General features: G+C 60.7%; 12 protein-coding genes. 1 reads left to right on the top strand and 11 read right to left on the bottom strand.

The genetic code is table 11. The features are described from left to right. Nucleotides 1–27: 27 nt before the first annotated feature. Nucleotides 28–642, bottom strand: a complete 615-nt coding sequence (locus tag ACZ3GY_RS03725) for a TetR/AcrR family transcriptional regulator (protein WP_465908969.1) — start codon at nt 640–642, stop codon at nt 28–30. A 91-nt stretch (nt 643–733) separates the two neighbouring features. On the opposite strand from ACZ3GY_RS03725, the gene ACZ3GY_RS03720 reads away from it, so the two are divergent. Next, nucleotides 734–2,203, top strand: coding sequence for an efflux transporter outer membrane subunit (locus tag ACZ3GY_RS03720; RefSeq protein WP_465908968.1), 1,470 nt, complete (start codon nt 734–736; stop codon nt 2,201–2,203). A 4-nt stretch (nt 2,204–2,207) separates the two neighbouring features. Here ACZ3GY_RS03720 and ACZ3GY_RS03715 read toward each other — a convergent pair whose 3' ends face one another. The 10 genes from ACZ3GY_RS03715 to rlmN form a co-directional block, all read right to left on the bottom strand. Continuing rightward, complete coding sequence (locus ACZ3GY_RS03715) at nt 2,208–2,834, bottom strand: glutathione S-transferase family protein (protein WP_465908967.1); 627 nt, start codon at nt 2,832–2,834, stop codon at nt 2,208–2,210. A gap of 87 nt (nt 2,835–2,921) precedes the next feature. Continuing rightward, on the bottom strand, nt 2,922–3,599 hold the full coding sequence (locus ACZ3GY_RS03710) for a type 1 glutamine amidotransferase domain-containing protein (RefSeq protein WP_465909227.1): 678 nt from the start codon (nt 3,597–3,599) through the stop codon (nt 2,922–2,924). A 317-nt stretch (nt 3,600–3,916) separates the two neighbouring features. Continuing rightward, nucleotides 3,917–5,389, bottom strand: coding sequence for a ribosome biogenesis GTPase Der (gene der, locus ACZ3GY_RS03705; RefSeq protein WP_225834412.1), 1,473 nt, complete (start codon nt 5,387–5,389; stop codon nt 3,917–3,919). A gap of 116 nt (nt 5,390–5,505) precedes the next feature. Then, complete coding sequence (gene bamB / locus ACZ3GY_RS03700; RefSeq protein WP_465908965.1) at nt 5,506–6,657, bottom strand: outer membrane protein assembly factor BamB; 1,152 nt, start codon at nt 6,655–6,657, stop codon at nt 5,506–5,508. Beyond that, the gene (locus ACZ3GY_RS03695; RefSeq protein ID WP_465909226.1) at nt 6,650–7,288 is read right to left on the bottom strand and encodes a tetratricopeptide repeat protein; all 639 of its coding nucleotides are present in this window, start codon (nt 7,286–7,288) and stop codon (nt 6,650–6,652) included. The genes bamB and ACZ3GY_RS03695 overlap by 8 nt, the downstream gene beginning before the upstream one ends. A 33-nt stretch (nt 7,289–7,321) precedes the next feature. After that, nucleotides 7,322–8,611, bottom strand: coding sequence for a histidine--tRNA ligase (hisS, locus tag ACZ3GY_RS03690; protein ID WP_465908964.1), 1,290 nt, complete (start codon nt 8,609–8,611; stop codon nt 7,322–7,324). Nucleotides 8,612–8,631: 20 nt separating this feature from the next. Beyond that, entirely contained in the window at nt 8,632–9,744 is a 1,113-nt protein-coding gene (ispG, locus tag ACZ3GY_RS03685) for a flavodoxin-dependent (E)-4-hydroxy-3-methylbut-2-enyl-diphosphate synthase (RefSeq protein WP_465908963.1), read from the bottom strand. A 1-nt stretch (nt 9,745) separates the two neighbouring features. Beyond that, nucleotides 9,746–10,747 carry a RodZ domain-containing protein gene (locus ACZ3GY_RS03680; RefSeq protein WP_465908962.1) on the bottom strand — a complete coding sequence of 334 codons (1,002 nt, stop codon included), beginning with the start codon at nt 10,745–10,747 and terminating at the stop codon, nt 9,746–9,748. Next, a complete protein-coding gene (pilW, locus tag ACZ3GY_RS03675) occupies nt 10,744–11,508 on the bottom strand; it encodes a type IV pilus biogenesis/stability protein PilW (protein WP_465908961.1) in 765 nt (254 codons plus the stop codon). The genes ACZ3GY_RS03680 and pilW overlap by 4 nt, the downstream gene beginning before the upstream one ends. Nucleotides 11,509–11,518: 10 nt before the next feature. Then, nucleotides 11,519–12,667: a dual-specificity RNA methyltransferase RlmN gene (rlmN, locus tag ACZ3GY_RS03670; protein WP_463563967.1), complete on the bottom strand. Its 1,149-nt coding sequence runs from the start codon at nt 12,665–12,667 to the stop codon at nt 11,519–11,521. Nucleotides 12,668–12,681: the final 14 nt, after the last annotated feature.

Genomic DNA, 12,681 nt, shown 5'->3' with positions numbered 1-12,681 from the left:
AATATTGTCAATGGTCACAAAGATTATCTACGGCGCCAAGCTACGCAATATCAAAGCAGGCAGATGCACGGCCGCCTCGGGAACGGTGTCGAGGTTGTACTGCAACTGAGCGGAGTTCACGTACGGGCGGATAACCAGAAAGATCGCGTTGGTGGTTTCGTCCAGCGGCGTCTTGCGCTCGAATTCACCCGCCTCACGCCCATCGAGAAGGATCTGCTGGATGATTGCGCGGATGCGCAGTTCATGAGCCTTGACCGACGGCCATTGATCGCGCGAAGCGACCGAAGCGATGTCATAGAGCTTGCGGTCGTGGAAGAAAAGATCGCTGCCTGCCTCTGAAATCGAGCGGAACAGGCGCCTCAGCTTCTCGGACGCGGTCGGCGCATCGGCGATGGCGGCATCAACGATTTCCATGATCATGGCCAGTCGATTCGAGCAGATCACCTCACCGATGGCCTGCTTGGAATCGAAGAACTTGTAGATGTAGGCCTTGGAAAAACCAATGGCCTTGGCCAGGTCGGACACGGTGGTCTTCTCGTAACCGTAGTGGCCGAAATGCTTGGTCGCCGCGTTGATGACCTGATCGCGGACGTCGTGATCCAAAGGCCCGCGAGTGGATGGCGTATTCATAGTTTCGTTCATGCCTGCAGCTTAACTCCATGGTGAGCTGATTGACAGCAAGTGACCAATCTATAATATGGTCACACCCTATATCTCGCCTGAGAGAAACACCATGCCTCCCTTCCGTATTCTCGCTATCGTGGTGAGCACCAGCCTGGTCGCAGGTTGCGCGGTCGGCCCGGACTATCAGCGAGCGGACGCTCCGCTGGCTGATCGTTATCTCGGCCAGGCCGCCGTCGAGCAACGGCCAGACGCCAAGCCCGCCAACTTTGCACTGTGGTGGGAAGGCTTCGGTGACCCGCTACTGAGCAGCCTGGTCGCCAAGGCATTGGAGCAGAACCTGGATATGGCACAGGCACAGGCTCGTGTTTCCCAGGCACGCGCCGGGCTCGGTGCAGCCAATGCGGCGCTGCTCCCTTCCGGCAACATCAACGGACAAGCAGCACGCGCCTACCAGTCAGTGGAAACGCCACTGGGCCAGGTGCTCGACTCCACGCCTGGCTATGACCGCTATGGTAATAGCTATGAGGCCAACCTCGAAGCGAGCTGGGAGCTGGATGTGTTCGGAGGCTTGCGTCGTGGCCGCGAGGCCGCAGTTGCCGAGTACCAGGCATCCGAGGCTGGCGTGGTCGCCACCCGGCTGGCCATCGCCGCGCAGACTGCGGATGTATACACCGCCATTCGTGGCTTGCAGGCCCGCCTCGAGATTGCCGAGCGGCAGGTCAAAACCCAGCAGGACTTGCTGGACAAAGTTCGCCTGCTGCACAGCAGAGGCCTTGCCGCCGAGTTCCAGATGCATCAGACCGAGGGCGAACTGTCGCAGGTTCGGGCAAGCGTACCGGTGCTGCAGGCAGGGCTAGATGCAGCCATGAACGCGCTGGATGTGGTGCTCGGCGCACCGCCAGGCACATACCGTGACGAGTTGTCTGCAGCCAGCGCAATTCCACGGGCACCGCAGATTTCGGAAACCGGCTCGCCGGCCGACCTGCTGCGTCGCCGCCCGGATCTCATCGCCGCCGAGCGCCAACTCAAGGCTGCCAATGCGCGCATCGGCGTGGCGATCAGCGAGTATTACCCAAAGTTTTCACTCGGTGCGCTGATCGGCAGCGCTACCACCTCGGGCGGCAACCTGTTCAGCAGCGGAGCCAGTCAATCGGCGGGCGTTCTGGGGTTGCGCTGGAGGCTCTTCGACTTCGGCCGCATCAATGCCCAGATCGATCAGGCCAAGGGCCAGGAAGCCGAAGCGCTCGCCAGCTATCGCCTCTCAGTGCTACGGGCGACAGAAGACGTCGAGAACGCGTTCTCTGCCCTGGTGAACCGCGAGGCCCAAGCCTCGACCCTATTGGCGGGAGAAACATCGCTGACACGGGCCCGGCAGTCTTCGTTCATCGCTTACCAAAACGGCACGGCCAGCTTGATCGATGTGCTCAACGCCGACGAGACGCTGCTCCAGGCTTCCGACGCGAGAGCGCAGGCGCAGATTGAGTCGGCCCGCGCCGCGATAGCGGCATTCCGTGCATTGGGCGGCGGCTGGCAGCCGCACGTTCACCCGGAAGTAGCCGCCAGCGGCGTTGGCGGCTGATGCTTCAGCCCTGCTGACTTTCCAGCGCCATTGCTCGCTGCCAGCTTGGCAGTGCGGTCAGGCGCTGCAGGTAGGCGGCGAGATGTGGATATCGCTCGCCCAGGGCCAACTGCTCGACGACGGTGATCGCTACGAAGGCCAGCATGAAGTCCGCGCCGGACAGCATCTCGCCGAGCACGAAGTGCTTGTCGGCGAGAAACTCATCCAGGTAACCCAGCACCTTGTCGAACTCGGTCTGGGTATAGCCGCCGAGGAACGACAGCGTGGTGCCGGCGTCCTGCTCGAAGCGGGTGAAGATCTTCAGCAGTACCGGCACCATCGCCGAGCTTTCGGAAAAGTGCAGCCACTGGAGGTAGTGAAGATAAGCCGGCGAGCTGAAATCCGGCTCCAGCCGTGGCGCAAAGCGACGGATCAGGTATTCGACTATTGCCCCTGACTCGCTCAGCAACTGCCCGTCGATTTCGATGACCGGTGATTTGCCCAGCGGGTGAATCTGCTTGAGAGAATCCGGGGCCAGATGCGTAGCGGGGTTTCGCTGATAGCGAACCAGCCTGTAAGGCTCGCCTATTTCCTCCAACAGCCAGAGGATGCGCAACGAGCGCGAGGCATTGAGGTGGTGAAGCGTGATCATCGGAGGTCCTTCGGTAGTCGGGCACTGACCGGAAAAGGCTGAATCCCCGTGCAGCATCTGCACGGGCGATTCAGCCTCGCTCAGCGGTTACTTGAGTTGCGCGAGCAGCGCCTTGGCGACGTCTTCCGAGCTGGCGGGGTTCTGGCCAGTGATCAGCTTGCCGTCTTCGATCACGAAGGGTGCCCAGTCCGGGCCTTTTTCGTACAGGCCACCGAGCTTCTGAAACTCGTCCTCGATCAGGAACGGCACCACGTCGGTCAGCTTCACTGCCGCCTCTTCACCGTTGGTGAAACCGGTGACGCGGCGGCCCTTGATCAGCGGCGAGCCGTCGGCGGCTTTGACGTGACGCAGCACGCCAGGGGCGTGGCAGACGAAGCCGATAGGCTTGCCGGCGCGTTCGAAGGCTTCGATCAGGCTGATGGACAGCTTCGACTCGGCCAGATCCCACAGTGGGCCGTGGCCGCCTGGGTAGAACACGGTGTCGAAGCCCGCGTCACGGATGGTTTCCAGCTTGACGGTATTGGCCAGGGCTTGCTGTGCGTCGGGGTCGGCCTTGAAGCGGTGAGTGTGCTCGGTCTGGAAATCCGGCAGGTCACTTTTCGGGTCCAGCGGCGGCTGGCCGCCGGCCGGCGAAGCCAGCACCACCTCGGCGCCAGCGTCCTTGAATACGTAATACGGGGCGGCGAACTCTTCGAGCCAGAAGCCGGTTTTCTCGCCGGTGTTGCCGAGCTGATCGTGGGAAGTCAGCACCATCAATACTTTCATCATGAAATCCTTCTTGTGGCCGTAGGGTTCTGGATTAGTCGCCGAAATCGACGTGGAGTGCCCAACGTTTTCCAAAATGACAACCTCATTCAACGCTGGGCAGGCGTGCCCGTGAAGGGTTCCCATTGCGAAGGCCCAAACCAAGACGCCCTAGCGACGAATAGCTGAACATCATCAGCTATCGCTCAATCACGGAGGGCGTAAGCAGGCCTGATCACAGCGGCCTGAAACGAAAAAAGGATAGCTACACCGTAGCTATCCTTTTTTTTGCGACCTGAGGACAACCCTCTACCTGGAAGTACCAGGCTGTGGATCGATCAACGCTTGTCCTTGCGCTTCTTCTCGGCTTTCTTGTGGTGGCTCATCAGGCGACGCTTCTTGTTCACCTGGCGATCCGTAAGGGTATTTTTGTTGCCCTCATACGGGTTCTCGCCACCTTTGAACTCGATACGGATCGGCGTACCGACCAGTTTGAGCACACGACGGTAGGTGTTTTCCAAGTAGCGAATATACGACTTGGGCACCGCATCGACCTGGTTGCCGTGGATCACGATCAACGGCGGGTTGGCGCCGCCCAAGTGAGCGTAGCGCAGCTTGATGCGACGGTTGTTGACCATCGGCGGCGCATGGTCGCCCACGGCGTCTTCGAGGATCTGGGTCAGGCGGTTGGTCGGCCAGCGCGTGATCGCCGACTGGAACGAGGCCTGCACCGACTTGTAAATATGACCCACACCGGTGCCATGCAGCGCCGAGATGAAGTGAATGTCGGCGAAGTCGACGAAGAACAACCGGCGTTGCAGCTCGGTCTTCACGTATTCACGCTCGCTGGGCTCCATGCCGTCCCACTTGTTCAGCGCGATGACCAAAGCACGGCCACTCTCGAGCACGAAGCCGAGCAGGTTGAGGTCATGGTCGACCACCCCTTCGCGGGCGTCCATGACGAACACCACGACGTTGGAATCCTGAATCGCCTGCAGGGTTTTCACCACCGAGAACTTTTCCACCGCTTCGAAGATCTTGCCGCGGCGGCGCACGCCAGCGGTATCGATCAGGGTGTACTTCTCGTCATCGCGCTCGAACGGGATGTAGATGCTGTCGCGGGTGGTACCGGCCTGATCGTAGACGATGACCCGGTCTTCACCGAGCATGCGGTTGACCAGGGTCGACTTGCCGACGTTGGGACGACCGATGATGGCCAGCTTGATGCCGTCCTTCTCGCTCGGCCCAGGAATACGCTTGGGCTCCTCGCCCTCGGCGACGATTTCAGGTTCTTCACCGTCAGCCAGCTCGCCAGCATCCTTGGGGAAGCTGCCCAGTGCCGCTTCGAGCATCTGGGTGATACCACGGCCATGGGCACCGGCGATGGCCAGGGCTTCGCCCATGCCCAGCGGGGCGAATTCGGCGCGGGCCAGATCCGGGTCTATGTTGTCTACCTTGTTGACCACCAGGAAGCTGCGCTTGTTGCGCTTGCGCAGGTGCTCGCCAATCATCTGATCGGAGGCGGACAGCCCGGCACGGGCGTCGACCAGGAACAGCACGGCGTCGGCTTCTTCGATGGCGTGCAGGGACTGCTCGGCCATCTTTGCGTCGATGCCTTCTTCGTCACCGGAAATACCACCGGTGTCGATCACGATATAGGTACGCCCCTGCCATTTGGCCTCGCCGTACTGGCGGTCGCGGGTCAGACCCGAAAGGTCACCGACGATCGCGTCGCGGGTGCGGGTCAGGCGGTTGAACAGGGTGGATTTGCCGACGTTCGGCCGGCCCACCAGGGCAATTACGGGAACCATTCGGCTCTCCACTTCGTTATTTCAGAAAATACAAAAGCCGCTGCACAGGCAGCGGCCACAAATCTTGCGCTATCTGCCCCACTTGCCCGGCAATACCGGACAGGTGGAGCCGGGCTTTACTTGATGGTCAATGCCACCAGTTTGCCGCCGTTGCCGAAGGCATACAGCCAGTCGCCGACGACCAGCGGACGAGTACGCAGGCCGTCGCTGTCAATGCGGATACGGCCGACGAAACGGCCATCGACCTGACTGATCAGGTGCAGGTAGCCTTCCAGATCACCAAACGCGACATAGCTGGAGAACACCTGAGGCGCTGACAGCTGGCGACGGGCCAGGGCATCGTTGGTCCACAGGGCCGAAGCCGAACGCTCGTCGATACTTTCCACGGTGCCGCTGGCAAGGGTCACATAGACGTTACCAAAGCCCTGCGCCACACCCATGGAGCTGGAGGCCTCGCGCTGCCACAGCACACGGCCGCTTTCCAGATCGAGAGAAGCGACACGCCCCTGATAGGTCACTACGTACAGTTGGCCACCGGACAGCAGCAGACCACCATCGATATCAACAATACGATCAAGCTCGGAACGGCCTTGCGGGATAGCAACACGTTGCTCCCACACTGGAATGCCACGCTGGGCATCCAGGGCAATGACCTTACCGCTCGACAGACCAGCGATGGCCAACTGGTTGGTCAGTACCGGGCTGCCAGTGCCGCGCAGAGTCAGTACCGCCGGGGTATTTTCGAAGATCCAGCGCTGCTGGCCGCTGTAGGCGTCCAGGGCAACCAGCGTGTCATCCTGAGTCTGTACCAGCACGGTGTCGCTGCTGATGGCCGGAGCCGAGAGGACTTCGCTCGGTACCTTGGAGCGCCACTTCTCTTCACCAGTGGACGAATCAAGCGCGATCACTTCACCTTTGAGGGTGCCGACCACAACCATACCGTAGCCAGCAGCCACACCGCCGGAAACCGGTGCCTCGAGTTCTTTCTTCCAGGACACCTTACCGGTGGTGCGCTCCATGGAGACGATCAGGCCTTCGACATCAGCGGCGAAGATCTGCTCGCCATCGACCACAGGCTCGAGCATGTTGTAGATGTCGCCCTGACCGTTACCGATCGAACGGCTCCACTCTTTCTGCAGCTTCACTTCCTCTTTGAATTTGGGAAGCTCGGCAGGTGGCAGTTCTTTCTTGCTGTTGCTGCTGCAACCAACGACCAGAACGGCCAGGGCCAGCAGTGCGACATTCTTCCAACGCATCACGTCATGCATCCCCTTTGGCCAGGTCGTCGATCTTCATCTGCAGACCACCCACGGCAGCCTCTTCAGACAGCGCACCCTTGGCCTTCACATAGGCAGCGTGGGCATCATCGGCGCGGCCCAACTTCACCAGCAGGTCACCCTTGAGTTCTTCGCGGCTGGCCAGGTAAGCATTATCGGCGTCGCCATCGAGCAGCTTCAAGGCTTCGTCGGCTTTGTCCTGGGCAGCCAGCACGCGAGCCAGACGCTGACGAGCGAGCTCGCCAAGGGTGTCATTGGCTGGCTTGTCGACAACGCTGCGCAATTCACTGGCAGCATCGTCCAGCTTGCCAGTCTCGACCGCGACCTTGGCCACGAACAGGCTGCCGTACTGAGCGTACTGAGTACCGCCGAAATCACTCTTCAACTGGCCTGCCAACGCCGCCACCTTGGCCGCGTCAGGCTGACCGCTCGGGGTCAGGGCCGATTCCAGCAGTTGCTGGTAGAGCATGGAAGCACCTTGAGCCTGATTGCTCTGGTACTTCTGCCAGGCCTGCCAGCCGAATACCACGATCAGCGCCAGGGCACCGCCCGCTATCAGCGGTTTACCATTGCGCTGCCACCAGTCCTTGAAGCCGGCCAGTTCATCATCATCGCTATTCAACGCCACCCCAATACTCCTTAATCGCTAAATCGCTCAAGCCTGCTGGGTGCAGGACGCCAGATGGCCGGCAAGATCCGACCAGGCAATGCTTTGTTGTTCGCTGTCATCGCGCAAAGGTTTGCAACCTACCACGCGAGCAGCCAGTTCGTCCTCACCCAGAATCAGCGCATAGGTAGCGCCGCTCTTGTCGGCCTTCTTGAACTGACTCTTGAAACTACCGCTACCGGCGTTAACCAGCAGGCGTAGCCCCGGAACTTCGTTACGCAGGCTTTCCGCCAGGGCCAGCGCTGCCAACTCGGCGGGCTCGCCAAAGGCGCAAATAAAGGCATCAGCCGGGCGGCTCAGCTCGGCCGGCACGCGCTGCAGGGTTTCCAGCAGCAGCACCAGACGCTCGACGCCCATGGCGAAGCCAACACCCGGCGTCGGCTTACCGCCGAACTGGGTGATCAGGCCATCGTAACGGCCACCGGCACACACGGTGCCTTGGGAGCCGAGTTTGTCGGTGACCCACTCGAACACCGTACGGCCGTAGTAATCCAGACCACGTACCAGCTTGGGGTTGATCTGGTAGGCGATACCGACCGCATCGAGACGCGCCTTGAGGCCCTCGAAATGGACGCGGGACTCTTCGTCCAGGTAGTCGTGCAGCGTCGGTGCGTCGGCAAGCAGCGCCTGAGTCGTGGCCACCTTACTGTCAAGAATGCGCAGTGGGTTGGTGGTCAAGCGGCGCTGGCTGTCTTCGTCAAGCTGATCGAAGCGCTCCTGCAGATAGGCCACCAGGGCCTCGCGATATACCGCCCGGGCTTCGCTGGAACCCAGGCTGTTGAGCTGCAGGGTCACCGCATCGCTCAGACCCAATTGCTTCCACAGGCGCCAGGTCAGGGTGATCAGCTCGGCATCAATGTCCGGCCCAGGCAGATTGAAGACTTCAACGCCGATCTGGTGGAACTGGCGATACCGGCCCTTCTGCGGCTTCTCGTAGCGGAACATGGGGCCCGCGTACCAGAGCTTCTGCACCTGGCCGCCACCGGTCATGCCATGCTCGAGCACTGCGCGCACGCAGCCTGCAGTGCCTTCGGGGCGCAGGGTCAGCGATTCATTATTGCGGTCGAGAAAGGTGTACATCTCCTTGTCGACCACGTCGGTGCCCTCGCCGATGCCGCGGGCGAACAGTTCGGTGAACTCGAGGATCGGCAGACGCATTTCCTGATAGCCGTAGCTGTCCAGCAGCTCTGCCAGGGTAGTTTCCAGGTAACGCCAGGCTGGGGTCTGCTGCGGCAGGATATCGTTCATGCCACGAATGGCTTGCAGGGACTTGCTCAATTGTTTTCCTTAAGCACGGATCAGCCGCGCACGATCACGGCCGCGTCGGCTGCGACCTTCTCGGCCGCCTTTGTGCGGATCAGCCGTTCCAGCTCATCCACCAGGTTGGTGTTGGTCAATTTCGAGACGGGCTTACCGTCGATGTAGACCAGGTTGTTCGGGCTGCCGCCAGTGAGGCCGATGTGTGCCTCCTTGGCTTCGCCCGGGCCGTTGACCACGCAGCCGATCACGGCGACATCCAGCGGTACCAGCAGATCCTCGACGCGGGTTTCCAGCTCGTTCATGGTCTTGACCACGTCGAAGTTCTGGCGCGAGCAGCTTGGGCAGGCGATGAAGTTGATGCCCCGCGAACGCAGGCGCAACGACTTGAGAATATCGAAGCCGACCTTGATCTCTTCCACCGGGTCGGCGGCCAGAGAAATACGGATGGTGTCGCCAATACCATCGGCGAGCAGCATGCCCAGGCCGACAGAGGACTTCACAGTACCGGAGCGCAAGCCACCCGCTTCGGTGATACCCAGGTGCAGCGGTTGCTCGATCTGCTTGGCCAACAGGCGATACGCCTCGACGGCCATGAACACATCGGATGCCTTTACGCTGACCTTGAAGTCCGGGAAGTTCAGACGATCCAAATGCTCTACATGGCGCAGCGCGGACTCTACCAACGCTGCTGGAGTCGGCTCGCCGTATTTCTTCTGCAGGTCCTTTTCCAGCGAACCGGCGTTGACGCCGATGCGGATCGGGATGCCCTTGTCACGGGCCGCCTCGACCACCGCTCTAACGCGGTCTTCACGACCGATGTTTCCGGGGTTGATACGCAGGCAATCGACGCCCAGCTCAGCCACACGCAGGGCGATCTGGTAATCGAAGTGGATGTCCGCCACCAACGGCAGGTTGACCAGCTTCTTGATACGGCCAAAGGCTTCGGCAGCATCCATGTCCGGCACAGATACCCGTACGATATCGGCGCCAGCCGCTTCGAGACGACGAATCTGCTCGACGGTCGCTGCAACATCATTGGTGTCGGTATTGGTCATGCTCTGCACGGCAATGGGTGCATCGCCCCCTACCGGAACCGAGCCCACCCAGATCTTGCGCGACAGGCGGCGTTTGATCGGCGATTCACCATGCATATTACTGCCCACCCAACTTCAAGCGTGCGGTTTCACCAGAAATGTGCGGCGCCACATCAACGGCCGCGCCGTTGTAGCTAACCTGAACGCCGCGGGCGAAACCCAGACGCAGCTCGAGCGGCGCCTGGCCGCGAGCATCAAGGCTGTCGCCAGCACGTTTCAGGCCACTGGCGACCACTTTCCCGTTGGCGTCGGTCACCTGAATCCAGCAGTCAGCGGTGAACTTCAGGCTCACCAAACCTTCCCCAGCAGCGGCCGGAGCCTGCGGCTGAGCGCTTGTTGGCGCAGGTGCGGCAGCAGCAGGGGCGGCTGGGCTAGCTGGCGTGCCCGCCTCGGCAGGCGCTTGGGCTGTATCAGCCGGAGGGTTCTGTTCCAGCAGTTCGCTGGCAGTGGCTTCCGGCGTGGTGTCGGCTGAGTTGCCTGACTGCTCGGCAGGAACGCTCGGCAGCGGCAGTTCGGTGGCACCCTGATTCTGTGCTGCGGCCACAGCCTGATCTTCCGGCTCATCAAGGGTATGGATCTGCGTATTGCCATCGGCGCCATCGACTTCCACGTGGCCCATGCCAACATTTTTCAGATCGTCGAGCTGCCAGCCTTGATCCTGCCACCAGTAGAAACAGGCGCTTCCCACCCCGACCAGCAACAGGAAGCTGACCAGGCGCAGGATGCTCTGCGAATACCGCGTTGGCTCTTCGATATGGCCGAGTGCATGCACACTGCTGCCAATCGCATTGCTGCCTGTGAATTGGTCGAAGTCGGCAACCAGCGGCGCCTGCTCCAGGCCGAGCAGCTTGGCATAGGCGCGAATATAACCACGGGCGAATGTATTACCTGGCAGCTTATCGAACTCGCCAGCTTCCAATTGGGTCAGGCGCGTTGACGTGAGGTTGAGCTGGGTCGCGACTTCCGCGACCGACCAGCCCCTGCTCTCACGCGCCGCACGCAGTGCTTCACCAGGATTGACGTGATGAGCTGCTACAACTTCAGGTTGGGCCGCTTTCATCTTTGCTCCGACAGATATTGCTGGTATTCCGGCGTACCGGGATAAAGACGTTTCAACTGCAAACCGATGCTGGCGGCACGGTCACGATCTTCGAAGATCGTGGCCAGTCGCGCGCCTAACAACAGGCTGCGGGCGTTCTGTTCGGCAATGGCGCTGTAGCCGTCGTAATAGCTGCGCGCCGGCACATACTGTTTGTCTTCGTAAGAAAGGCTCGCCATTTCCAGCAGCGCACGCGGCTGGCGGCTGTTGAGGCGTAGCGAACGCTCGAAATAGGCTTTGGCCTCGTCACGCTGCTTGAGCATCATGGCGGTCATACCGAGGTTCTCGAACACCCGGGCACGCTCTGGGTAGAGGCTGTCCTCGGCGGCGAGGCTATAGCGATCCAGTGCCTCTTTGTAGCGTTTCTGCTCGAACAGGAAGCCTGCGTAATTGTTCAGCAGCCGTGCGTCCTTGGGGTTGTTCGACAGTGATTTGCGGAAATGTTCATCAGCCAGTTTCGGTTCCATCTCGCGCTGGAACACCAGGGCCAGCACGGCGTGGGCATCGGGGGCGGACGAATCGATATTCAGCGCGTTCTTCAAGGGCACCTTGGCCGGCCCGGTTTCACCCTGCTGCAGATAGCCAATGCCAAGCTGGACGAAAGAGTCGTAGGCCTTCTTGCGGCCTTCGGACGTTTTCATCGGGTCGACGTCACCGGTGGAGACACAGGCAGTGAGCAGACTTGCACTCAGCAGAAACAACAGGGAACGCAGCACGGTCATGGAGATCCTCTCAGGTACGACTGGCGGTAGGACGCGGAGCATCCGCGTCACCATTCAACTGGCGCACGGCGATGTAGCGTTCACTGCGGCGGGTACGATCCATGACCTGACCGACCAGTTGCCCACAAGCCGCATCGATATCTTCACCGCGAGTCGTGCGCACCGTGACGTTATGTCCGGCTTTTTGCAAGAGTTCCTGGAAACGGCGAATGGCGTTGTTGCTTGGACGCTCGTAACCCGAATGGGGAAACGGGTTGAACGGAATCAGGTTGATCTTGCAGGGTATGTCCGCCAGCAGCTCAACCATCTGCTCGGCGTGCTCGAGTTTATCGTTCACGTCCTTGAGCAGGGTGTACTCGATTGTCAGCACACGTTTCTCGCCCAGACGGGAGACGTAACGCTTGCAGGCAGCCAGCAGCATTTCCAGCGGGTATTTCTTGTTGATCGGCACCAGTTGGCTACGCAGTTCGTCGTTTGGCGCGTGCAGCGACAGCGCCAGAGACACGTCGATCACTTCACCGAGCTTGTCGATCATCGGCACCACGCCGGAGGTCGACAGGGTCACCTTGCGTTTGGAGATGCCGTAGCCAAGGTCGTCCATCATGATTTTCATGGCAGCGACGACGTTGTCGAAGTTCAGCAGCGGCTCGCCCATGCCCATCATCACCACGTTGGTGACGGCACGGTCGATCTTCGCTGGCACACTGCCGAACGATTTGCAGGCGATCCACACCTGGCCAATGATCTCGGCCGCGGTGAGGTCGCTGTTGAAACCTTGCTTGCCCGTGGAGCAGAAGCTGCAGTCCAGAGCACAGCCGGCTTGCGAGGAAACGCAAAGAGTGCCACGCCCACCCTGGGGGATGTACACGGTTTCCACGCAGCTGCCCGACGCCACACGCACGACCCACTTGCGGGTGCCATCGGTAGAAATATCTTCGCTGACCACTTCGGGCCCGCGAATGTAGGCAGCGGCCTCGAGCTTTTCGCGCAAGGCCTTGCCGACGTTGGTCATGGCGGCGAAATCATCGACGCCAAAGTGGTGAATCCACTTCATGACCTGACCGGCACGAAAGCGCTTCTCTCCGAGACTGTCGAAGAACTGCTCCATTTCCGGCTGGGTCAGGCCCAGCAGGTTGATTTTGCCATTCGTGTCGGTCATGACGTCACCTTCGC

The sequence above is a fragment of the Pseudomonas sp. PME37.24/006 genome (assembly GCF_055556635.1).
The sequence above is the reverse complement of the archived record's forward strand: the minus strand, read 5'-3'. Positions and strand labels throughout refer to the sequence as shown.